Genomic DNA, 21,376 nt, shown 5'->3' with positions numbered 1-21,376 from the left:
CAGCCGACGTGGAGGGCTGATGGCGGCGTAATTATGTTACGCCGCGTTGAGTGGGACAGCCGAGCATATTTTCGACGTAATTTAATAAAAGCAAAGTAAAACAAATTATTTTTCGCTCTGGTATGATGTTGCGTAAATTATCACCATCTGCTTATTATGTATTAGAAGCGAGGGGGGCGAGGATGTCGGAACCATTTCTTTCCGAAATCAGAATCATGTCTTTCGTATTTGCGCCCAAGGGTTGGGCGTTGTGCAATGGACAATTGCTGCCCATTGCACAGAACCAGGCGCTGTTCTCGCTGCTGGGAACCACCTTCGGCGGCGATGGCCGGGTGAATTTCGCACTGCCTGACTATCGCGGGCGCGTGCCGATTCATGTCGGCAGTGGCCACACTTTGGGCGAGCGAGGCGGCGAACAGGCGCACACGCTTCTGATCGGGGAATTGCCGTTTCACAGCCATGTCGAGCAGGCCACGACCGCCAACGCCGACACGCCGGTGCCCACTGGCAATTTGCTGGCAACCGTAGCCAACACCTATACGCCACCTGGGAACGTCACGGCGATGGACCTCGGCACGCTGGCACTTGCCGGCGGCGGCCAGGCACATATCAACATGCAGCCGTTTCTGACACTGAGCTTCTGCATCGCCTTGCAGGGCATCTTCCCGTCGCAGAATTGAGAGAGCGCAACAATGGGACAACCCTTCGTTGGCGAAATTCGCATGTTTGCCGGCAATTTTGCGATAGCCGGCTGGATGTTCTGCGAAGGGCAGCTGCTGCCCATCTCGGAGAACGAGACGCTTTTCCAGCTGATCGGCACCACCTATGGCGGCGATGGCCAAAGCACATTCGCGCTGCCCGACCTGCGCGGCCGCCTTCCGGTACATCAAAGCGCCGACTTCATTCTTTCCCAGACCGGCGGCGTGGAAGAGGTTACGCTTACGCCCCAGCAGATTCCTTCGCACACGCATCCGTTCCTTGCGTCGCTGAACAATGCCGGGGCAAGCACCCCGACCGGCAACATGACCGGCCAGGTCGGTGCGTCGCAAATCTATCGTGAGGCGCCGGCGACTACGCCGATGTCTCCGCAGACCGCCGGGCAGACCGGCGGCAGCCAGCCGCATACGAATTTCCAGCCGTATCTCTGCGTCAATTTCATTATCTCGCTGTTCGGGATTTTTCCCTCGCCGACTTAAAGAGGACCGTCATGGCCGACCCGTTCGTCGCCGAAATCCGTATCTTTCCGTTCAATTTCGCGCCCAAGGGCTGGGCCTGGTGCGATGGCCAATTGCTGCCGCTGTCGCAGAATACCGCATTGTTCTCGCTGCTCGGCACTACTTATGGCGGCAACGGCACATCCAACTTTGCCTTGCCAAATTTGCAAGGCCGCGCGCCGATGCACCCGGGACAAGGACCAGGGCTTTCGCTACATGGCCTCGGCGAGCCGGGTGGTTCGGAGACTGTGCAGTTGCTGATATCGGAGATGCCGCAGCACGGGCACACGATGATGGCGAACGTTAATCCCGCCAATCTGGCGACGCCAAGTCCGGCACGATCCTTCGCGCGTACCTCGCCCGGGACGTCTTATTCGGCGACGGCTTCGTTGACGCCGCTTAGCGATCAGGCGGTACGGCCCGCCGGCGGCGACCAGCCGCACAACAACCTGCAACCCTACCTCACCTGTAACTTCTGCATCGCGCTGCAAGGCGTCTTCCCGCCGAGAGGCTAATTCCCCGCCAACAGGGCAGGACCGATATCATGGCCAAGACAGCAGAACCAAAATCGAAGGCCCCCGGGGCCAAGACGCCGGCAGCAGCGCCAAGGGCCGCCTCCAAGGCTCGCGAGAGCGCGCGCTCGCGGCGACCCGGTACTGCGCCGGCCTACCAGCACATGCCCGCCGGCGGGTCCTTTTTCGAGCTGTCGCGGCTGATGGTCGTCGGCATCGATTCCGCCAAGGGACAACTGATCCAGAAGGCGCAGACCTCGCCGAACGGACCATGGCCGTCGGCCTGGTCTGTCATCGCGCCCGGCGCGTGGGTGATCATGACCGCGGGGCTCACCAAGGACGGTCGCGTCGCCGTGGTTGCGCAGCTGTCGGGCACCACCAGCCTGTCCTTCATCACCGAGGATGCCAACCAGATCGGCCCGATCGACAAGTGGACCGCGCCGGTCGGCATCGGCGCTCCGCCCGGCGCCGCCAGCTACCAGAAGCTGTGCATGGCGCGCGATGCCGACGGCCGCATCGAGATCTTCCTCACCGACAATCTGGGCCGCGTCTGGTGGATCTACCAGAACCCGGATGTGATAGTTCAAGTGCAGAAGACCATAACCCCGCCCGGCACGACGACACCGATTGTCGTGACCGTCGACGAGCTCAGGCCGCCCGCCCTGCCGTGGAGCGCCTGGATTCAGCTGACCGGCCAGCTTGTGGCGATCACCGCGCTACGCCAGGCTGACGGCCGCATCGCGCTGTTCGGCATCAACTCCGCCCTCCATCTCTATCGCTGCCAGCAGGCCAAGGCGCAGGCGCTGACGGTCGCCGACTGGACGCCATGGGTGCAGATCGACGCCGGCTACCCGTTCACGGAAATGGCGCCGATTGTCGGTCCGCTGGGCGCCACCAATCTCTTTGCCATGACGCAGCAGGGCCAGGTCCTGCACACCAAGCAATTGCCGGCCGGCTCCGACACCTGGACGGCCTGGGCGACGCCCGGCTACAGCAGGGTTCCCAGATATACGCTCTGCGCCGGCATCCAGGGCGACGGCGACATCGTGCTGGTCGCCTCCGACCAGCAGCATGTTCACTCCTTCAACGCCCAATACGACGCCACAACCCAGAACTGGTCGGGATGGCGAGATTTCAACGCCTCCGGCGCCAACACCCGCCTGTCGCTCGACTACAATGCCGATGGTCGTCTTGCCTTGTTCTCGATGATGATCCAGAACGACGGCACGAATGGTCTGTGGACCATCAATCAGATGGCCATGGACAGTTCGGAATGGGAGTGGACCTGGACGGCGCTGGCCACCAGCAACCTCAAGCAGATTGCCGTGGTGCGCGACCTGACGCCGCCGGTGTGACGTCAGGCAGCGTGACAGAAGCGAAACTGGCGCAGCGGCTCCCGGCCTGGCCGCGGTCGCGGCAGGCCGGCCTCACTTTCCGCCCCGCCACGGAGGCCGACATGCCGTTCCTGGCGCGGCTCTACGCCTCGACCCGTATCGAAGAACTGGACGTGACGGACTGGAGCGAGGCGCAGAAAGCCGCCTTCCTCGACATGCAGTTCCAGGCGCAGCACGCGCATTACCGCAAGCATTATCCCGAGGCCGACTGGCTGGTGGTGGAGCGGGCCGGACAGCCCATAGGCCGCCTCTACATCGAGCGCTGGCCGAGCCAGCATCGCATCATCGACATCGCCTTGCTGCCGGCCCATCGCCGCAAGGGTCACGGCTCAGCACTGCTGCGCGACCTCATCGACGAGGCATGGTCATCGGGCAAATCGGCCTCGATCCATGTCGAGAAGAACAATCCGGCCAGGCGGCTCTATCTCGAGCTCGGCTTCGCAGTGGTCGAGGACAAGGGCGTCTACGATCTAATGGCGTGCGCGCCGCCGCGGGGTGGCGCGGACAGTGGGTGAACGGGAACGCCATCCGCTTCGTCATTCCCGGGCCGAGAATCCTGTTCCGGTCGCCGCACAATTCGGCGGTGCTTGTTCGCTACCGACCCTTCGCGCCAGCGTCTCACAAATCGCACTACTGCTGCGCTCACGCCTGCTTCCAAACTCTAATTGAAGACCGCCTCATAAAGCAGTCCCGTCGCGTCGGCGGCCACAGGCACGATGAAGATATCGTGGGTATCGCCATTGCCGGCGAAGCGGTAAGTCGCCTGCGGCAGCGCGGTTGCGCGCGGGCCCTTGAACAGCAGCGAGAAACCGCCGCCCGGGCGCGGGCTGGAGGCGATGCGGTTGACCGCGCTCAATTCGAGCGCGATCTGCCTGCCGCCGGCCTCGACGGTGAATGCCTGCCCGACCGCCTGTTCGAAATCCGATGCCGACGCCATGCCACCCCGCTTCAAAGCGCTTGCTGGAGCGGGCGGCCAAGCGCAGCCCCGCTCCGGCTCCTCATTTCCTCGCAATTCCGGACGCAAGACGCTACGGCTCCCGGAATTTTACCATGCGAGGCCACTATCGCCGCTTCGCGGCAAGCTGTCCATAGAGCAATTCCAGGAAAAGTGTGTACGGTTTTCCCGGGAAAAGCGCGCAGCGCTTTTCCTGGGGAATTGCGCAAAAACAAGGAGATAGAGCGGCTCGCCGTTTCCGGGAAACGGTGAACCGCTCCAGGGCCCGTATGGTTGCGGGCGTCCTGCAAGGCGACTAAGGCGCAAAGGCCAAAATACAGCAGCGCATGTCCTTTTATACGCGACGGCGACGCTGTAGTACTTTGTCCCTGCGCGGGATTGCTTCGAAGCGAGGCCGGCGCAACAAGAACAGATCCCGCTTTGGGAATTCAATGCTGGACGGGCCGGCCCGGTTGGCCGGCGCGAGGAGGAAAACGGACACATGGCTGACAGCGGTGCGAAGACGGAAACGGCGGGCGAGGCCTTGCCGCTGTTCTATTCCAGGCCCGAGGCGCTCACTCCGGCGCGGCACGGCTCGCTCGGCCTGACGGCGCGCAGCGACTTCTCCTTCGCCCGCTCGGCGCATGCCATCCCGGTGGTGGCCTCGGAGATGCCGGCGGCGATGCGCTCCTACCCGATCGTTTTCATCGGCCCCGCCAAGGCGCCCGTCATCATCACCGGCCTGCGCCAGGACGAGAACCTGTTCGTCGACGCCGACGGCAAGTGGGCCGGGCCGCACTATATCCCCGCCTATGTCCGCCGCTATCCCTTCATCCTCGCCGACGATCCCAAGCAGCCCGGCCGGCTGACGCTGTGCGTGGACCGGGCGAGCGAGCGCGTCATCGACCAGCTCCTGGCGCCGTTCCGCGACGACAAGGTGCTGCCGTTCTTCAGCGGCAACGAGGCGACGGAGGCGACGAAGCAGGCGCTCGCCTTCTGCAACCAGTTCCAGATCGACTTCAGGGCGACCCGCGAGATGGTCGACAAGATCGACGCCCATGCCCTGTTCGCGCCGCGCCAGAGCAAGGTGACGCTGGAAGGCGGCGAGGTGCTGAACCTCACCGATTTCCAGGTGATCGACGAGGCCGCCTTTAACAGATTGAGCGACGAGGCCTTCCTCGACCTGAGGAAATCAGGCGCGCTCAGCCTGCTCTACTGCCACCTTGCCTCGACCAACAGCTGGACGTCGCTGGTGCATCAGGCGTCGCTGCGCAAGGCGGAAGGGGCGAAGAGCGCCTGAACAACCTAGGCCGAGATCCTTGGCGGCGCGGCTGGTGAACGAGGCTCGGTGCTAAGCCGCGGCCCGCCTGTCGTGCCGCCCTTCCCTGATCTCCTCCGTGAGCTTGTCGCAGAAGGCATCGAGATCGCCGGGATTGCGACTGGTGACCAGCCCCTGGTCGGTGACGACCGCGCTGTCTTGCCACAAGCCGCCGGCATTGATCACGTCGGTCTTGATCGACTTGTAGGATGTGACGCGGCGGGTTTTGATGATCCCGGTCTCGACCAGAAGCCAGGGCGCATGGCAGATCGCACCGACGACCTTGTTGGCCGACCAGAACGAACTGATGAAATCCAGCGCCTTGCGCTCGACCCGCAAGAGGTCGGGATTGATGACGCCGCCGGGCAGAACGATCGCATCGTAGGCATCGGCCCGGGCCTCCTCCAAGGTCTTGTCGACCGGAACTTCGCGGCCCCAATCCTTGTGGTCCCAGCCCTTGATCTTGCCGCTTTCGAGCGACACGATTTCGACCTCGGCGCCGGCCTGGCGCAGTTTGCTCAGCGGCACTTCAAGCTCGGACTGTTCGAAACCATTCGTCGCAAGGATGGCGACGCGCTTGCCGGAAATATCCTGCATCGTTTTCCTCCATGGTTGGATTGGATGCAGGGCTAACGAGCCTGAACCGGTACCGTTCCTCACTGTAACCTTATGTGACCGGAGCACGTGACCGGAAGGATCGCGACGAAAGACCGCGGGGCCGCCGCGGCCCCGGCGCCCTATCCTGTCGAGGTCCGCCAGAAAGCGAAAAAGCCGCGGGAAACCGCGGCTTTTTCGATGCTTGATCCCCTAGAGGAAACTGGAGCGGGTGAAGCGATTCGAACGCTCGACCCCAACCTTGGCAAGGTTGTGCTCTACCCCTGAGCTACACCCGCTCGCGCGGCTTTGGGCCGCAAGCCGGGCCTATATGGCTGAAGAGCGCGGCGATTGCAACAGGGAAATCGCAGGCTTTTTTCAATGCGCCGGCGGGGCCGCCGGCGGCAGCCGGAAGGATTCGGCGCCGCGTCGCGCGGCGGTCTTGTCTCGACCATGTCATTGGCCGTAAACGGCATGGCTGGAAAACCAGCCGAAGACGAGAACCCATGCCCAGGACCGAAGCCGAGCTCTTTGCCTTTCTTGCCGAACTCGGCATCGCCGTTTCGACGAAACGCCATCCACCGCTCTATACGGTCGCCGATTCGCAGGCGCTGCGCGGCGAAATCGCCGGCGGCCACACCAAAAACCTGTTCCTGAAGGACAAGAAGGACGCCTTCTTCCTGGTCACGGTCGGCGAGGACGCTGTCGTCGACCTGAAGCAGATCCATCATGTGATCGGCGCCGCCGGCCGCGTTTCCTTCGGCAAACCGGAGATGCTGATGGAGCTTCTGGGCGTCGCGCCGGGCGCAGTCACGGTGTTTGGCCTGATCAACGACACGCAGCACAGGGTCAAGGTCGTGCTCGACGAGGCGCTGATGCGGCATGCGGTGATCAACGCGCATCCGCTGACCAATGAGGCGACGACGTCGATCGCATCGGGCGACCTCGTCAGATTCGTCGAGGCAACCGGGCACGATGCTGCTATCTTGAAAGTCTCGGCATGATCGCCACATGGATGGCGAAACCGGTTTCCAACCAAGGACAGTGCGCCGATCCGCTGGCGCCACCGAAAGGGCGACGACATGAGTGACAACAATCCGTTTGGCGGCTCCTTTGGCAATAGCGGCGGCCAGTATGCCACGACGGTGCAGTATGGCGGCGGCGCGGAACCGCAAAAACCTGCGGCTGGCGCCGCGCCCGCCGGCGACGTCATCAAGGATACCACCACCGCGGCCTTTGCCGCCGACGTCATCCAGGAATCGCGCCGCCAGCCGGTGCTGGTGGATTTCTGGGCGCCGTGGTGCGGGCCGTGCAAGCAGCTGACGCCGCAACTGGAAAAGGCGGTCCGCGCCGCCGGGGGCAAGGTCAAGCTGGTCAAGATGAACATCGACGACCATCCCTCGATCGCCGGCCAGCTCGGCATCCAGTCCATTCCCGCGGTCATCGCCTTCAAGGACGGCCAGCCGGTCGACGGCTTCATGGGCGCCATCCCCGAGAGCCAGATCGCCCAGTTCATCGACAAGGTCGGCGGCAAGGGCAGTGGGGCTCCTGATGTGACCGAGGCGCTGGCGGCGGCGGCCGAGGCCCGCACGGCCGGCGACGTGCAGACGGCGGCCGACATCTATGACGCCGTGCTCGAGCAGGCGCCGGAAACGATCGAGGCAATAGCGGGGCTGGGTGAATTGCTGTTCGAGGCCGGTGATGTCGAAGGCGCCGAGGCAATGCTGGCGCGGGCGCCGGAGGCCAAGGCCGATGCGCCGCCGCTGGCCGCGCTGCGCGCCAGGATGACTTTGGCCGCGCAAGCGTCCGAACTCGGCAACCCGGCGGAGTTCGAGCGCCGCCTGGCCGAGAATCCTGACGACCATCAGGCCCGCTTCGATCTGGCCATGGTTCAGAACGCCAGGGGCGAGCGCCACGCGGCCGCCGACAATCTCCTGGCCATCATCAAGGCTGATCGCGGCTGGAACGAGGACGGTGCCAGGGCGCAATTGCTGCGCTTTTTCGAGGCCTGGGGCATGACCGACGAGGCGACGCTTGCCGCGCGGCGCAAATTGTCGTCGCTGCTGTTTTCCTGAGCCAGCGCGGCCGAATGGCCGCGCGGGGCTTGCACCCGGTGCTGGCCGCGCCAGATAGGACCAATCCGGCCCGCCTTTCCCTCGGGAGGCCAACAGCCCGGGCGGCGACAGGCGGATCGCGGCATGGACGCGCTTCCCGGGCGAAGCGATCGGAGGAACGAGGTGCAGGCGGGAAACGCTCACTACCGGCTCGGCAAGGATCTGCCGTCGACCATTCCGGTCTTTCCGCTCGAGGGCGCGCTTCTGCTGCCGGGCGGCCGCATGCCGCTCAACATCTTCGAGCCGCGCTACCTGCAGATGGTCGACGAGGCGATCGCCGGCTCCCGGCTGATCGGCGTCATCCAGCCCAGCCTCGACGGCGCCTTGCGCGACGATGGCGAGCCGGAGCTCTGCAATGTCGGCTGCGCCGGCCGCATCATAGCGCTTTCCGAGACCGGCGACGGCCGCTACCTGATTTCGCTGCAGGGCGTGTGCCGGTTCCGTGTCACCCATGAGCTGACGGTCAAGACGCCGTTCCGCCAAGGCAAGATCGCCCCCTTTCTCGCCGATCTCGACGAGGACCAGGCGGCCGCGGAGGTCGACCGGCCGGCGCTGCTGCGGGCGTTCCGCTCCTATCTTCAGGCCAACGATCTGGAGGCCGACTGGGAAAGCGTCAGCCGGGCCGAAAACGCCATGCTGGTCAACGCGCTGTCGATGATGGCGCCCTATGGGCCGGCCGAGAAACAGGCGCTGCTCGAAGCGGCCGATCTGAAAACCCGCGCCGAAACGCTGATCGCCATCACCGAAATGGCGCTGGCGCGCGAGAACGAGGATTTTGGCTCGAGCCTGCAGTAGGATGTTGAGAGAGGGCACGATGGCGGCGGATGGGCGTGACGGAAAGAGAGCGAATGTCGACCCCAGGATGCTGGAGCTACTGGCTTGCCCGCTGACCAAGGGGCCGCTGGCCTGGGATCCCGAGCGCGGCGAACTGATCTCGCGGGTCGCCAAGCTCGCCTATCCCGTGCGCGACGGCATCCCGATCATGCTGCCTTCGGAGGCGCGGAGCATCCCGGCGGAAGACGTGCTGTCGCCGCCCCGGCTGGGCGGGCCGGCCGGCTCGACGTGACTGGGTGGTCATTTGAGGCCGGCGTTCTACGGCGCCCCCCTCTGCCCTGCCGGACATCTCCCACGAGGGAGATCGGACGTCACAACGGCTTTCGCCAATTTTCAACGTCCAAAAAAGAGCGCTGCAGCCGAAGCTGCCAATCTCCCCCCAAGTGGGACCCAAGTGGGGGAGATGCCCGGCAGGACAAAGGGGGGTGCTGTCCCGCTGCCTTATCAGTATCGGACGATTTCTTGCCGCAGATCACGCCCTGGCCCTACTGAAAATTGCGCCCCCTGGGCATGACCTTTTCCGCCTTGTCCGCCAGCGTCGCGATATCCTGCCGGGCCGGCGCGTCCGGCTTCACCTCCTCCAGGAGCACCGTCAGCCAGGGCGTCAGATCCTCGATCTTCTCGGCGACGATGTGAATGACGTCCGATTCCGACTGCAATTTGCCGGTGACCTTGACGAAGCGCGCGCCCATGACGATGGGCCGGAAACGGTCGAAGGTCCGCTCCCAGAAGATGACGTTGGCGACGGCCTCGTCATCCTCCAGCGTCAGGAAGACCGCATTGCCCTTGCCGGGCCGCTGCCGCACCAGGACGAGCCCGGCGACCGAGACGCGCCGTCCGTCCCGCACGGAGCCCAACCTGGCATTGGGGATGACCCCGGCCCGGTCGAGCCGCTCGCGCAGGAAGGCGACCGGATGCGCCTTCAAGGACAGGCCGAGCGAGCGGTAATCATGGATGACATGCTCGCCGAGCGGCATTCTGGGCAGTTTCGTTTCGGGCTCCAGCTCGCGCAGGCCAAGGGCTGGCCGGTCGAACAGCGGCAGCTTCTCGGCGGCGCTCTTGCCGTCCAGCGCGCGCACGGCCCATAGTGCCGCGCGGCGGTCGAGGCCGATGGACCGAAAAGCGTCGGCCTGCGCCAACCTTTCGAGCTCGCCGACATCGAGGCCGGAGCGCAGCCAGACATCCCGGACGGATGCGTAGCTTGAACCGCGCCGCTCGACGAAGGCTTCCATACGCTCCTTGGAAAGTCCCTTGATCTGCCTGAAGCCGAGCCGCACCGCGTGCTGCGTCGCGATGACGCCGCGCATTTCGGCATGGCGCGGCAGGATGTGGGCCGGGTCGAAAGTCGCCTGTTCCAGCGTGCAGTCCCAGACGGAGAAATTGACGTCGACCTCGCGGATGTCGACGCCATGATCGCGCGCGTCGCGCACCAATTGCGCCGGCTGGTAGAAACCCATCGGCTGCGAATTCAGGATCGCGGCGCAGAACACGTCGGGATAGAAGGTCTTGAACCAGCACGAAGCATAGACCAGCAGCGCGAAGGAGGCGGCATGGCTTTCGGGAAAGCCGTATTCGCCAAAACCCTCGATCTGCTTGAAACAGCGTTCGGCGAAGTCCCGGGTGTAGCCCTTGCCGACCATGCCGTCGATCATCCGCCGGCGGTAATTGCCGATCGTGCCGGTGCGCTTGAAGGTGGCCATGGCGCGGCGCAACTCGTCGGCCTCGCCCGGCTTGAAGCCACCGGCCACGATGGCGATGTTCATCGCCTGTTCCTGGAACAGAGGGACGCCCAGCGTCTTGTGGAGGATCGCCTCCAGCTCCGGTTTCTGATACTCAGGCTGCTCCTTGCCTTGCCGGCGGCGCAGATAGGGGTGGACCATGTCGCCCTGGATCGGGCCGGGCCGCACGATCGCCACCTCGATGACAAGGTCATAGAATTTTTTTGGTTTGAGACGCGGCAGCATCGACATCTGCGCGCGCGATTCGATCTGGAAGACGCCGATCGTGTCGGCGCGACCGATCATTTTATAGACCGGCTCCGCCTCTTCCGGCAGGGTGGCAAGGACATAGGGCTGCCCGTAAGGGTCTCGCGCCTGCGGATAATGGTCCGTCAGCAGAGTGAAGGCGCGCTTCAGGCAGGTCAGCATGCCGAGCGCCAGCACGTCGACCTTGAGGATCTTCACCGCGTCGAGATCGTCCTTGTCCCATTCGACCATCTTGCGTTCCTCCATCGCCGTCTTGACGATGGGGACGATCTCGTCGAGTCGGTCCCTGGTGATGACGAAGCCGCCGACATGCTGGGAGAGATGGCGCGGAAAGCCCATGATCTCGTTGGCGCGCTCCATCACATGTCGCGATATGGGATCGGTGCGGTCGAGGCCGCCGGCCCGGGCTTCCTTCTCGCCAAGTTCGGAGGTCGACCAGCCCCAGATCGAGCCGGACAGCGACGCCCTGACATCCTCGGACAGGCCCATCGCCTTCGACACTTCGCGCAGCGCCGAGCGGCCGCGATAGCTGATGACGGCGGCGGCCAGCGCGGTGCGCTTGGAGCTGTATTTCTCGTAAATATATTGGATGACCGTCTCGCGCTTCTCATGCTCGAAATCGACGTCAATGTCGGGCGGCTCGTTCCTCTCCTCGGAGATGAAGCGTTCGAACAGCGTGTCGATCCGCTCCGGCCCGACCTCGGTGATGCCGATGCAAAAGCAGACGACCGAATTGGCGGCCGAACCGCGCCCCTGGCAGAGAATGTCCTGGCTGCGGGCGAATGTGACGATGTCGTGGACGGTCAGGAAATAACGGGCATAGTTCAGGCGCTCGATGAGGGCGAGCTCCTCCTCGATGCGCTTCGTCACCGATTGCGGCACGCCCGAGGGATAGCGCCTGGCCGCCCCCTCCCGCGCCAGCCTTTCCAGCTCCGCCTGCGGGCCGAGGCCCGATTGCGTCGGCTCGTCGGGGTAGTTGTACTGAAGGTCGCTGAGCGAGAAGGTCAGTTCCTGCGCAAAGCGCAGCGTTTCGGCCAGCGCCTCCGGATGCCTGCGGAACAGGCGCGCCATCTCCAGCGGCGGCTTCAGATGGCGCTCGGCATTCGCCGTGAGTTCCAGCCCGACCTCCGAAACGGGAATGTTGAGGCGGATCGCGGTCAGCACGTCCTGGAGGGGGCGCCGTTCGGCCGTGTGGTAGAGAACGTCGTTGGTCGCCATCAAGGGCAGGCCGGCCAGCTCCGCCATCGCCGCCGCCTGCTCGATCCTGAAGCGGTCGTTTCCCGCATAATCGGGCGAAACGCCAAGCCGCAGGCTTTTGCCGAAACGGTGCTTGAGCTCGCCAAGCAGGGCCAATGCTCCCTCGGCCCCCGCCGTGAGGTCGGGCAGGACCGCCAGCGACATCAGATCGCCCCATTCGAGAAGATCGTCGCGCCGCAGAAGGGTCGCCCCCTTTTCATTCTCCTCGCGCAGATTGGCTTGCGTGAGCATGCGGCACAGATGTCCCCAGCCCTTGCGGTTCCGCGGATAGGCGAGAATGTCCGGCGTGCCGTCGCAGAAGACCAGCCGGCAGCCGGGGTGGTAGGCAAGCGTCTCGACCTTGGCCTGCTGCCAGGCGCGCACCACGCCCGCCACCGTGTTGCGGTCGGCGAGCCCGATCGCGGAGAACCCCATGAGCTTGGCCGCGACGACCAGCTCTTCCGGCTTGGAAGCGCCGCGCAGGAAGGAGAAATTCGACTGGATACCGAATTCCGCATAGGGAATGGCGATCAGCGCGTTCATGCGAAGACCCCGTGCAGGAACCAGCGCGGCGGGATTTCAGAGCCGCCATAGAGACCTTGCCGGTAGAGCCAGTAGCGGCGGCCGTCGGCATCCTCGATACGGAAATAGTCGCGTGTCGACGCCGCCTCGTCGCTTGAAAATTCACGCCACCATTCCGGCGCGATGCGTTCGGGCCCTTCGGCCCGGGTGACCCGGTAGAGCGCGCGCCGCCAGCGGAAATTCAGCGGCGGTCCCTCGGGCATTTCGGTGGCCGGCACCTCGATCGGCTCGGGCGAGCGGAAAAGCCGGATCGGTCGCTCCGGAGGGAAGATGGTCATCGGCGCCTGCATCCTGTCCGGTTTCTTCGGCGGCGTGGTGCGGCGCGGGGTTTCCGTGAAGGGGATGGTGGCGACGGCACGCTCGGGCAGGTGGCTTTCCACGGCGACCGGCTTGAGAACCGCCCCCTCGCCAAGCCGGGCGCGGATGCGGTCGGCGAACAGCGCGATATCGGCGCCGTCGTCGGTCGCTTCGCCTGTCAGGTCGGCTTGCGGCATGTCGAAGGCGGCCGCCGCCAGCACCGAGAGCCGCACCAGGTCGAAGCCATAGCCGGCATCGATATGCTGCTCGAGGGCGGCCAGCCGCTCATGGAACAATTTCTGGATCAGCCGCGGTTCGCGCATCGGCCGCGACGTGCCGAGCGCGATGCGGCTGACGGCGCCGTCGACGCGGAACAAGAGCAGCGCCAGGCTTCTCGCGCCTTCGCCGCGCCGCTCGAGGTCGATCTTCAGGGTCGTCGCCAGCATGCCCACCAGCCGTTCTATGTCCTCTGTCAGCGTGACGGGCTCGGCCAAATGGCGTTCGACCGAAAGCGGCGCGACGGGCAGGCGCGGCGACACCGCCTCGTCGAGGCGGCCGAGCGCCTGGTCGAGGCGCAACAGCAGGGAGCCGCCGAAGCGGCGGGCGAGCGGCGCGCGCGGCGCGGCCATGACCGCGCCCGCCGTACGCAGGCCCACACTTTCCAGGCTGGCGCGGATTTCCGGCGCGATGCGCAGCGCCGCCAGCGGCAAGGGCGCCAGAAGCGCTTCCTCCTCGCCGCCGGCAACGATGCGGTCGCCGCAGAACCGCGCCGCCGCCCAGGCGGCGCCGGGCGTCGCGGCAAGACCGGCGCGGACGTCGAACCCTTGCTGGAAGAAGCGCGACAGGATCTCGTCCAGCATGGTGCGTTCGCCGCCGAAAAGATGGGTGCAGCCGGTGACGTCGAGGAACAGGCCGTCGGTCCCGTCGAGCGCCACCAGCGGAGTGTAGCGGTCGCACCAGTCGGCAAGGCCTTCGAGCAGGCGCCGGTCGGCTTCGGCATCGGCCTCCATTATGTCGATCGACGGATGCATGGCGCGCGCGTCGGCAATGCCCATGCCGGGCTTCAGATGCAGCGCCTCAGCCCGCTCGTCGAGGGCTAAGATGCGCTGCGCGTTGCTGTCGCGATGGCTGATCACCAGCGGCCGGTGATCCGACGGCCGGGAACGCCAGGACCGCCCCAGGCGCTGCCGCAGGATCCGTTCGGCCGCGAGATAGGGAAACCACAGGGACAGGATTCTTTGCTCGTTCTTCCCCGGCCCTTCTTTCCCCAATCCTTCTTTCCCCAATCTTTCTTTCATCGAATACGCGTTCATCGGGGTTCCACTCCAATATGAATTGTCCTGGCAGGGCCGTGCGGCTCTTGCCGATGTTGATGGTGAAGGCGGGGCGGCCGATCGAGCCGGCAAGCGGCCCGGCGACCGTGTCGCGCGGCCCTGCCGGCGCCGGCGAGACGATGAGGCGGACGGGCGCCGCCGTCGGTTCGGGTTCGGCCGCCTGCCGCAGCAGGAAGACCGGCCGGCCGGCGCTCTGCGCGCGGGCGTGCAGCCGGCGCGTCGCGGTCAGGTCCAGCCGCTGCGGATTGCCGCGGACTTCAAGGATGACGGCGGCGAGCGCCGTCATGCGGGCCGCCTCCTCGGCGACCCACAGCGCATCGGCGAGCCTTGGCGCCTCGGAAAACAGCAATTGCTCCGGCTCGATGCCGAAGGCGGCGTGGAGGCCCCTTGCATAGGGAAAGCCCGCCTCGCGAAAAACCTCCTGGGTGCCGATCCAAAGCACCGGCAATCGCGATCCTTGCTTGAGGATCAGGCTGGGCTTGAGGATCAGGCTGGCGAGCGACAGGGCGAAGCCGGCGACGGCTCCGGCATCGCGGGTCTCGACGCCATGGATTTCGTTCAAGGCCGCTTTCGGCAGGCCGCCGCCCAGATCGTCGCCCAAATGGCCCCCCAAGAGGGCATCGAGCCGGCCGACGCCGGTGCGCAGGAAAGCATCCGGCCTGGCCACGGCGATGCCGCGCCGGACCACGGTGCGGTCCGCGTCGGCCATGCCGTCGTCGGAAGCCGCGCCGGCCGGCGCCTGCAGGCGCTCGGGCAGCGTTCCCTCGATCTTCGCGATCTGGCGGCGCAGGGCAAAAACAGTCTCCCGCGCCACGGCGGTCATCGCCATGACGGTCAGCTTCCACTCACAATTGTTCCTGTTATGTTCCTATTGATTCCAGAGGCGACCCCAAGAGTCAAGCAGACTCACGGGGAATTTATTCCTCTCCGATAGGAGTGTCGCGTTTGGCCGGGAAAGCCGGCCGCGCCCCCAAGCCAGGCGAAACGGCCCCCGGCGCCATGCGCAATTCCCTGCTCCGGGTTTGAACCGGGGAAATCCCGCGTCATTTGCCGATTGTGGCGCGAAAGCCTATATGCCGGGATCAAAGGACAAAGCATGGCCCGCATCTACAAGACCCGCGTCTGGCATGACCAGCTTTCGCCGTCGATCGACGAGATGGAGTTCCTGGCGCTGGAGGCCTACGCCCATCTGCCCGAGGATTTTCGCAAGCTGACCGGCGAGATCATCATCCAGATCGCCGAATTCCCGACCGACGAGATCATGGACGACCTGTCGCTGGAAACGCCCTTCGACCTGCTCGGCCTATTCGAGGGACGCGGCATTGCCGAGCGCTGGAACCCACAGACCGGCGAAGGCCCGAACCGCGTCACGCTCTACCGCCGCGCCATTCTCGACTACTGGGCCGAGAACGAGGAGACCTTGGGCGACATCGTCACCCATGTGCTGATCCACGAGATCGGCCACCATTTCGGCCTGTCGGACGACGATATGGAGAAGATCGAAGAGGCGGCCGAGTGACGGTTCTACGTCAGACCGTCATTTCACAATGAGTGTGACGAAATGTTTTAATACGTTCTGCATAGTCTGCTCCCCGGTATGTCCTGCCACTGCCCATTGCGCAAAATGTCCATCAATGTACATGCGTGCGAGCCCGTAGACGAGCGCCCTCGCGGCTATCTGGGTCTCTGCCATGTCGTCCGACCGGAGCATGTTTCGTCGCTGTGCTTCTGCCATTGACGCTTCCATCAGCGAACGCACCGCTTCGTTATCGTGACGCAGCGACTCTGAAGCATCCCAATCAATAAGATTGCGTGTCGAGATGATCTGGAAGTGGGTGGGGTTTCGAATTGCCCAGCGCAAATAGGCGATTCCAACAGCGGCAAAGCGTTCGATCGGATCGTCCGTCGCAACCTTCTCGACCGCATCCGTGATCTCCGAGCGGAACCGGCTCATTGCCTGCTCCGCGACAGCCGTCATCAATGCGGTCTTGTTGCTGAAGTGGCGGAACGGCGCACCTGGGGAAACGCCGGCACGCTTTGCGGCTTCGCGCACGCTCACATTGTCGGGGCCGCCTTCCTCGACCAGTTGAACCGCGGCATCGATCAGGACCTCCCGCAAATTGCCATGGTGGTAACCAGTGCGATGAGGCGCCTTGGCTTTTGCCATCTCTTTCCCTTCGTCCCGCAGAGCTGCTCCCGCCTCTGTAGCATGATTCCGCGATTTATGTAATCGCCGTTTACAATTCCGGCCAGAGGATGTAAGCAGTGATTACCGATGAGATCGGAACAGGCCTGCGGTCTTCGCGGCTCCCGAACTCCCCGCTGAGGAGACGAACATGCTCGCCAGAACAGCCCCACCCCGCCCGCAATCGGGCATTTCGCATCAAAGTCCAGCCGAAGAACCTCAGCAGGAGAATTTCGCGATTGTTCAGTCGAGCGCTGCTGTGCCCTCCTTCACGCTTTATCGGCTTGCCGCCGTCGCCGGGATGGGAAGCGCGCTTATTCTTCTGGTCAACGCGGCTAAACGCAGCTCGCTCATCGCAACCACCGATCTGACGCAACTTCTCGCGCCGGTCGCCGAGATATTGGCGCTTGGCCTCGTCGTGGGCCTGTTTCTTGCATTTGGCCGGCGCGCGGGGCTGTTCGGCACTATCGCGTTTGTCGTCAACTTCGTTGCACTGGCAAGTTTGGTAGGCGTGGAAGCAGTGATCAATCTGGTATTTTCGAAGCTTCCGCTCACAACCATCATCGAGCTGCGGACCGGGCCGCTCGGTCTGGCTCTGGTCGCCAGTTCAGTTCTTTTTCTGGTTGGAACGCTCGCGTTTGTGATCTCTCTCGCCGTTGCAAGAGGCGTGCCGCGCATTCCTCTCGCCCTCTATCTCATTGGCGCGGTGCCGATCGCGCTTCGTGCGTTCGTTCCGGAGCTCGCTCTTGACCTGGGCTTGGCGACGCTTGCGGCATCGATCGCCTGGCTGGCGGCGTGGCTGTGGATGCGAGGGCCTACCAATCGCTGAGCTTGGTGTCCGGCCCGTATTCCTGGCCCTCCACATCCTTCACCACGGCCTGGCCGCAGCGCATGGTCTTGGTCTTCTTGTCGTAGGCATAGGTGGGCGAGCCGAACAGGTGCCAGCCCTTGTTCAGCGCCGCCGTCACCTTGTGGCAGAAGCTGGCGTCGTCCGGAGCGGTGAGAAAGCGGTAGAGTTTCATCATTCAATCCCTGTCGTCAGTCCCATCGCCCGCGATCGGCAATCCACACATGGCACATCATGCGCCGACGGCCGCGGCCTTCGCCAGCAGTTTTTCGGCCTGCGCCAGGTGCAGCCGTTCGACCATCCTTCCCTCCAGCGCAATCACGTTTCTGCCGGCATTCTCCGGAAGCGCAAAGGCCTCCTTCACCGCGCGCGCCTTGGCCACCGCCTCCGCGGACGGCGCAAAGGCGCGGTTCGCCGCGTCGATCTGTGCGGGATGGATGAGCGTCTTGCCGTCGAAGCCCATGGCGGCCGCCTCCGCGCATTCGCGGCTGAAAGCATCGAGCGCGCGAAAATCGTTGAAGACGCCGTCGAGGATATCGAGGTCGCCGGCACGCGCCGCCAGCACCATCTGCATCAGCCACGGCAGCAGGTAGCGCCGGTCCGGCGTCGCCAGAATGCCGGTGTCCTTGGTCAGGTCGTTCGTTCCGGCAACGAAACAATCGAGCCGCGAGGCGGGATCGCGGCCAAGTTCGGCAATGGCGCCGACATTGAGCACGGCCTTGGGCGTCTCGATCATCGCCCATAGTTTCACGCTGTCGGGAACGGAATTGTCGTCGAGCACGTCACCAGCCTCGAGCACTTCGCGGGGCGTGTCCACCTTGGCCAGCAGGATGCCGTCCGGCTCCGCCTTGGCCGCCGCCAGCAGGTCGGCGCCGCCCCATTCGCTGGAGAGCGCATTGATGCGTACAACCATCTCGCAGCGCCGGCCACTATGGTTGGTATCGGGACGATTGCTGAAGATGACGGCCAGCCTTTCGCGCGCCGCGACCTTGTCGGCCGGGGCTACGGCATCCTCCAGGTCGACGATGACGGTATCGCAGGCAAGCTGCGCCATCTTTGCCAGCGCCTTGTCGTTCGAGGCCGGGACATAGAGCACCGAGCGGCGCGGGCGGTAGGGATCGGTCGTCATGCCAAATCTATGCCGCCTGCCGCGGGTCGAGGCAAGGGAGCGGCATCGCGCGGCGCTCTACCGGCGCTACCTACAAGGGGCTCGGCATCGCGCTGGCCCTCCTGAAAGCGCACGATGGCACGATCCGGCTGGTTGACTCCGGGCGCGGCACGCGCTTCGACATTGTTTTGCCAACCGCGTGACTCCCATCCGCGGCTCTATTCGGAAAGGCCTGAAACGTGCGCTACGACATCGTCATCATCGGCGGAGCCATCGTCGGCTCCTCGATCGCCTATTATCTGCGCGAGGAAGGCTTTTCCGGCTCGATCGCCCTGGTCGAGCGCGACCCGCAATTTTCCCATGCGGCGACGACGCTATCCATGGCCTCGATCCGCCAGCAATTCTCGATTCCGCAAAACATCCGCCTGTCGCAATTCACGCTGAAACTGTTCCGCCGGCTGAAGGAAGAATTCGGCGCGGACGCCGACATCGGTTTTCGCGAGGGCGGCTATCTTATTCTCGCCGGCGAGGCCGGGCTGCCGATCCTGAAAGCCAATCACGAGGCGCAGGTCGCCGAAGGCGCCGACATTTTGCTGGAGGAAGCCGAACAATTGGTGCGTCGTTTCCCATGGCTGTCGGCCGAGGGCATCACCGCCGGCGCCTATGGCCGCAGCGGCGAGGGCTGGTTCGACGCCCATGCCATGCTGATGCTGTTCCGCAAGGCGTTGCGGGAGAAGAAGATCGACTTCATCAACGCTTCGGTCACCGGCATCGAGCGGCAAGGTGAGCGCGTTGCCGGCGTCAGCCTCGACAATGGCGAGCGGCTCGAGGCCGGCATCCTCGTCAATGCCGCGGGGCCGAACGCCGGCAAGGTCGCCGCGCTCGCCGGGCTGGCGCTGCCGGTCGAGCCGCGCAAGCGCAACGTCTTCGTCTTCGAGGCGCGCGAGAAATATGCCGACATGCCGCTGCTGGTCGATCCCTCCGGCATCTATGTCAGGCCGGAAGGCTCGGTCTATCTCACCGGCGGCGCCGAGCCGGAAGAGGGCGACGGTCCGGCCGACCCCGCCGATTTCGACGTCGACTGGCCGCTGTTCGAAGAGGTGATCTGGCCGGTGCTGGCGACCCGCATCCCGGCCTTCGAGGCGATCAAGCCGACGCGCGCCTGGGCCGGCCATTACGACTACAACACGCTTGACCAGAACGCGGTGATCGGCCCGCATCCCGAAGTCGGCAATTTCCTCTTCGCCAACGGCTTTTCCGGCCACGGTTTGCAGCAGGCGCCCGCCGTGGGCAAGGCGCTGGCCGAACTGATCGTCCATGGCGGCTACCGCACGGTGGACTGCTCCGCCTTTGGCTACGCACGCATTGCCGAAGGAAGGGCGTTCCGGGAATTGAATGTGATTTGAGGAGCGCCCTTTCCTTCTCCCCTTGTGGGAGAAGGTGGATCGGCGCGTCAGCGCCGAGACGGATGAGGGGTGTTCCAGCGGAGTGAGGCGTTGGCGTTCCCTGGAACACCCCTCATCCGTCGCCTTCGGCGACACCTTCTCCCACAAGGGGAGAAGGAAAGGGCGCTTCTAAGCCGCGGCTCTATTTCCGGCCTCGAAATAATCTTGCAGCCATGCCAGCACCCGTCCCCAGCCCTCGGCGTGCTCGGCCGCGGCCTCTTGCCGGCCGGCAAAACCGCCGTGGCAAACGGTAAGCCGCGTGCCGGAAGCGATCGGCTCCAGCAGCCAGGCGACCTTCGTCTCCCGCCGGCCGAGCGTCGGGTGGTCCCACCCATAGGCCCGCGTCTGGACGATCCGGCGCGGCGTCTCGATCTCCAGGAATTGGCCGCCGGCTGGCATGTCCTTGCCGTCAGCGGTTCTGACGACAACCGCCCAGCGGCCGCCAACGCAAAGATCGGCCGTCCACCCGACCATCCGGTAGGTGTCGGCGGATCCCCACCACAGTTCGGCTTCGTCCGTGCTCAGCGCCCGGAAGACACGCTCGGGCGGAGCACCGATATCGGCGGTGGCGAACACGGTCTCGCCATTGGTCATGGCGTGCGTGGCGGGCTCATGCGGCATGGCTGCCTCCCAAGAGATTGATACCGAAACGATCACCCTTTCGATGGCGGGCGCTCAAAGCCCTTGCCGGTCTCCAGCAGGCTCTTCAGGCTGGACAACACCAGCGGCCAGCCCTTGGCGACGTTTTCGATCAGCCTGTGCGGACCGTCGGCTTCGTGGGCGACGCTGAGCTTCATCAGGGCGCCCTCCTCCTCGATGGTGAAGGTGCAGCGCGTGTAGCCGTCCTCCTTCACCTCGGGCAGCCATTCGTTGCGCCACCTGATGACGAGACGCCGCGGCGGGTCGACCTCCAGGATCTCGCCTGAGTCGGCGATGCGGCCATCGGGGAAGACCAGCTTCCAGCTCGAGCCCACTTTCCAGTCGCTCTCCTGATGGGAGCAGAGGAAGAACTGCCGGTTGAATTCCGGATCGGTCAGCGCTTGCCAAAGCTTCTCGGGCGTGGTGCGGATATAGGTCACATAAACGAAGGCGTTGCTCATCGGTCGTCCCTTTCAAGACGTTTCTTCAGGTCGCTGAGGGCGGCGAGCCGCCCCCGCTCGAACTTGCCGATCCAGCGTTCGGCGATCTCGTTGATCGGAACCGGGTTGAGGTAATGCTCCTTCTCACGGCCCCTGCGCACAGTGGTGACGAGGTTTGCTTCCTCGAGGATCGCCAGGTGCTTGGTCACCGCCTGGCGCGTCATGGCCATCTGTTCGCACAGCCCGTTCAGCGTCTGCCCGTTCCTGGCATGGAGGCTGTCCAGCAATTGCCGGCGGGTCGGATCGGCCAGCGCCCTGAAAACAGCGTCCATGCTCATGGCATTAATATGCAACCATTTGGTTG

The 21,376-nt window shown here is 64.6% G+C and carries 24 protein-coding genes and 1 tRNA gene; 13 read left to right on the top strand and 12 right to left on the bottom strand.

The annotated features are described in order from the left end of the window. The first annotated feature begins 182 nt into the window (after positions 1–182). Genes LB566_RS18320 through LB566_RS18300 form a run of 5 tightly spaced genes read left to right on the top strand, consistent with a single transcriptional unit; the run spans position 183 to position 3,635 of the window. Entirely contained in the window at positions 183–680 is a 498-nt protein-coding gene (locus LB566_RS18320) for a phage tail protein (protein ID WP_224625449.1), read from the top strand. A 12-nt stretch (positions 681–692) separates the two neighbouring features. Next, the gene (locus tag LB566_RS18315) at positions 693–1,196 is read left to right on the top strand and encodes a phage tail protein (RefSeq protein ID WP_224625404.1); all 504 of its coding nucleotides are present in this window, start codon (positions 693–695) and stop codon (positions 1,194–1,196) included. A gap of 11 nt (positions 1,197–1,207) precedes the next feature. After that, complete coding sequence (locus tag LB566_RS18310; RefSeq protein WP_224625403.1) at positions 1,208–1,729, top strand: phage tail protein; 522 nt, start codon at positions 1,208–1,210, stop codon at positions 1,727–1,729. Positions 1,730–1,758: 29 nt separating this feature from the next. Beyond that, positions 1,759–3,081, top strand: a complete 1,323-nt coding sequence (locus tag LB566_RS18305) for a hypothetical protein (RefSeq protein WP_224625402.1) — start codon at positions 1,759–1,761, stop codon at positions 3,079–3,081. A gap of 11 nt (positions 3,082–3,092) precedes the next feature. Beyond that, entirely contained in the window at positions 3,093–3,635 is a 543-nt protein-coding gene (locus LB566_RS18300; RefSeq protein WP_224625401.1) for a GNAT family N-acetyltransferase, read from the top strand. A 146-nt stretch (positions 3,636–3,781) separates the two neighbouring features. Here LB566_RS18300 and LB566_RS18295 read toward each other — a convergent pair whose 3' ends face one another. Next, the gene (locus LB566_RS18295) at positions 3,782–4,057 is read right to left on the bottom strand and encodes a DUF6916 family protein (protein WP_224625400.1); all 276 of its coding nucleotides are present in this window, start codon (positions 4,055–4,057) and stop codon (positions 3,782–3,784) included. Between the two features lie 499 nt (positions 4,058–4,556). On the opposite strand from LB566_RS18295, the gene LB566_RS18290 reads away from it, so the two are divergent. After that, positions 4,557–5,354, top strand: coding sequence for a SapC family protein (locus LB566_RS18290; RefSeq protein WP_224625399.1), 798 nt, complete (start codon positions 4,557–4,559; stop codon positions 5,352–5,354). 51 nt (positions 5,355–5,405) lie between these two features. Here the strand turns inward: LB566_RS18290 and LB566_RS18285 are convergent, their stop codons facing one another. Both LB566_RS18285 and LB566_RS18280 read right to left on the bottom strand, forming a co-directional pair. Further along, positions 5,406–5,969 carry a type 1 glutamine amidotransferase domain-containing protein gene (locus tag LB566_RS18285; protein ID WP_224625398.1) on the bottom strand — a complete coding sequence of 188 codons (564 nt, stop codon included), beginning with the start codon at positions 5,967–5,969 and terminating at the stop codon, positions 5,406–5,408. Between the two features lie 221 nt (positions 5,970–6,190). Next, positions 6,191–6,265: transfer RNA gene (locus LB566_RS18280), tRNA-Gly, on the bottom strand. A 207-nt stretch (positions 6,266–6,472) separates the two neighbouring features. Here LB566_RS18280 and LB566_RS18275 point away from each other — a divergent pair. The 4 genes from LB566_RS18275 (at position 6,473) to LB566_RS18260 (ending at position 9,146) form a co-directional block, all read left to right on the top strand. Further along, positions 6,473–6,970, top strand: coding sequence for a prolyl-tRNA synthetase associated domain-containing protein (locus LB566_RS18275; RefSeq protein WP_140639513.1), 498 nt, complete (start codon positions 6,473–6,475; stop codon positions 6,968–6,970). 78 nt (positions 6,971–7,048) lie between these two features. Further along, positions 7,049–8,041 (top strand): thioredoxin, encoded by a 993-nt coding sequence (gene trxA, locus LB566_RS18270; RefSeq protein WP_224625397.1) that lies wholly within the window; start codon positions 7,049–7,051, stop codon positions 8,039–8,041. Between the two features lie 162 nt (positions 8,042–8,203). Next, positions 8,204–8,875 (top strand): LON peptidase substrate-binding domain-containing protein, encoded by a 672-nt coding sequence (locus LB566_RS18265; RefSeq protein ID WP_140550937.1) that lies wholly within the window; start codon positions 8,204–8,206, stop codon positions 8,873–8,875. A 19-nt stretch (positions 8,876–8,894) separates the two neighbouring features. Continuing rightward, a complete protein-coding gene (locus LB566_RS18260; protein ID WP_140550563.1) occupies positions 8,895–9,146 on the top strand; it encodes a Trm112 family protein in 252 nt (83 codons plus the stop codon). A gap of 253 nt (positions 9,147–9,399) precedes the next feature. On the opposite strand, the gene LB566_RS18255 is transcribed toward LB566_RS18260, so the two are convergent. Genes LB566_RS18255 through LB566_RS18245 form a run of 3 tightly spaced genes read right to left on the bottom strand, consistent with a single transcriptional unit; the run spans position 9,400 to position 15,177 of the window. Further along, complete coding sequence (locus tag LB566_RS18255) at positions 9,400–12,678, bottom strand: error-prone DNA polymerase (protein WP_224625396.1); 3,279 nt, start codon at positions 12,676–12,678, stop codon at positions 9,400–9,402. Next, positions 12,675–14,150, bottom strand: coding sequence for a DUF6504 family protein (locus LB566_RS18250; RefSeq protein WP_224625395.1), 1,476 nt, complete (start codon positions 14,148–14,150; stop codon positions 12,675–12,677). Before LB566_RS18250 ends, LB566_RS18255 begins: the two co-directional genes overlap by 4 nt. Then, entirely contained in the window at positions 14,092–15,177 is a 1,086-nt protein-coding gene (locus tag LB566_RS18245; protein WP_224625394.1) for an ImuA family protein, read from the bottom strand. Before LB566_RS18245 ends, LB566_RS18250 begins: the two co-directional genes overlap by 59 nt. A gap of 267 nt (positions 15,178–15,444) precedes the next feature. Here LB566_RS18245 and LB566_RS18240 point away from each other — a divergent pair, with 267 nt between their 5' ends. Next, positions 15,445–15,867 (top strand): metallopeptidase family protein, encoded by a 423-nt coding sequence (locus LB566_RS18240; RefSeq protein ID WP_140550559.1) that lies wholly within the window; start codon positions 15,445–15,447, stop codon positions 15,865–15,867. An 18-nt stretch (positions 15,868–15,885) separates the two neighbouring features. Here the strand turns inward: LB566_RS18240 and LB566_RS18235 are convergent, their stop codons facing one another. Continuing rightward, a complete protein-coding gene (locus LB566_RS18235; protein WP_140550558.1) occupies positions 15,886–16,515 on the bottom strand; it encodes a TetR/AcrR family transcriptional regulator in 630 nt (209 codons plus the stop codon). A gap of 169 nt (positions 16,516–16,684) precedes the next feature. Here LB566_RS18235 and LB566_RS18230 point away from each other — a divergent pair, with 169 nt between their 5' ends. Further along, a complete protein-coding gene (locus tag LB566_RS18230; RefSeq protein ID WP_224625393.1) occupies positions 16,685–17,362 on the top strand; it encodes a hypothetical protein in 678 nt (225 codons plus the stop codon). On the opposite strand, the gene LB566_RS18225 is transcribed toward LB566_RS18230, so the two are convergent. After that, positions 17,349–17,555: a DUF1737 domain-containing protein gene (locus tag LB566_RS18225; protein WP_140493464.1), complete on the bottom strand. Its 207-nt coding sequence runs from the start codon at positions 17,553–17,555 to the stop codon at positions 17,349–17,351. The two genes, LB566_RS18230 and LB566_RS18225, sit on opposite strands and share 14 nt — an antisense overlap. 57 nt (positions 17,556–17,612) lie before the next feature. Further along, on the bottom strand, positions 17,613–18,509 hold the full coding sequence (locus LB566_RS18220; protein ID WP_224625392.1) for an HpcH/HpaI aldolase/citrate lyase family protein: 897 nt from the start codon (positions 18,507–18,509) through the stop codon (positions 17,613–17,615). A gap of 218 nt (positions 18,510–18,727) precedes the next feature. Between LB566_RS18220 and LB566_RS18210 the strand changes: the two genes are divergently transcribed. Continuing rightward, a complete protein-coding gene (locus tag LB566_RS18210) occupies positions 18,728–19,894 on the top strand; it encodes an NAD(P)/FAD-dependent oxidoreductase (RefSeq protein ID WP_224625391.1) in 1,167 nt (388 codons plus the stop codon). A gap of 168 nt (positions 19,895–20,062) precedes the next feature. Here the strand turns inward: LB566_RS18210 and LB566_RS18205 are convergent, their stop codons facing one another. The 3 genes from LB566_RS18205 to LB566_RS18195 are packed head-to-tail and all read right to left on the bottom strand — an operon-like array spanning position 20,063 to position 21,350. Further along, entirely contained in the window at positions 20,063–20,554 is a 492-nt protein-coding gene (locus LB566_RS18205) for an SRPBCC domain-containing protein (RefSeq protein ID WP_224625390.1), read from the bottom strand. A gap of 32 nt (positions 20,555–20,586) precedes the next feature. Beyond that, the gene (locus tag LB566_RS18200) at positions 20,587–21,033 is read right to left on the bottom strand and encodes an SRPBCC family protein (RefSeq protein ID WP_224625389.1); all 447 of its coding nucleotides are present in this window, start codon (positions 21,031–21,033) and stop codon (positions 20,587–20,589) included. Next, positions 21,030–21,350: an ArsR/SmtB family transcription factor gene (locus tag LB566_RS18195; protein WP_224625388.1), complete on the bottom strand. Its 321-nt coding sequence runs from the start codon at positions 21,348–21,350 to the stop codon at positions 21,030–21,032. The genes LB566_RS18200 and LB566_RS18195 overlap by 4 nt, the downstream gene beginning before the upstream one ends. Between the last annotated feature and the right edge of the window lie 26 nt (positions 21,351–21,376).

Origin of the sequence: Mesorhizobium sp. CA13, assembly GCF_020165235.1 — a bacterium.
In the GTDB taxonomy this organism is placed as follows: Bacteria; Pseudomonadota; Alphaproteobacteria; order Rhizobiales; family Rhizobiaceae; genus Mesorhizobium.
This window is presented reverse-complemented; position numbering and strand designations above follow the sequence as displayed.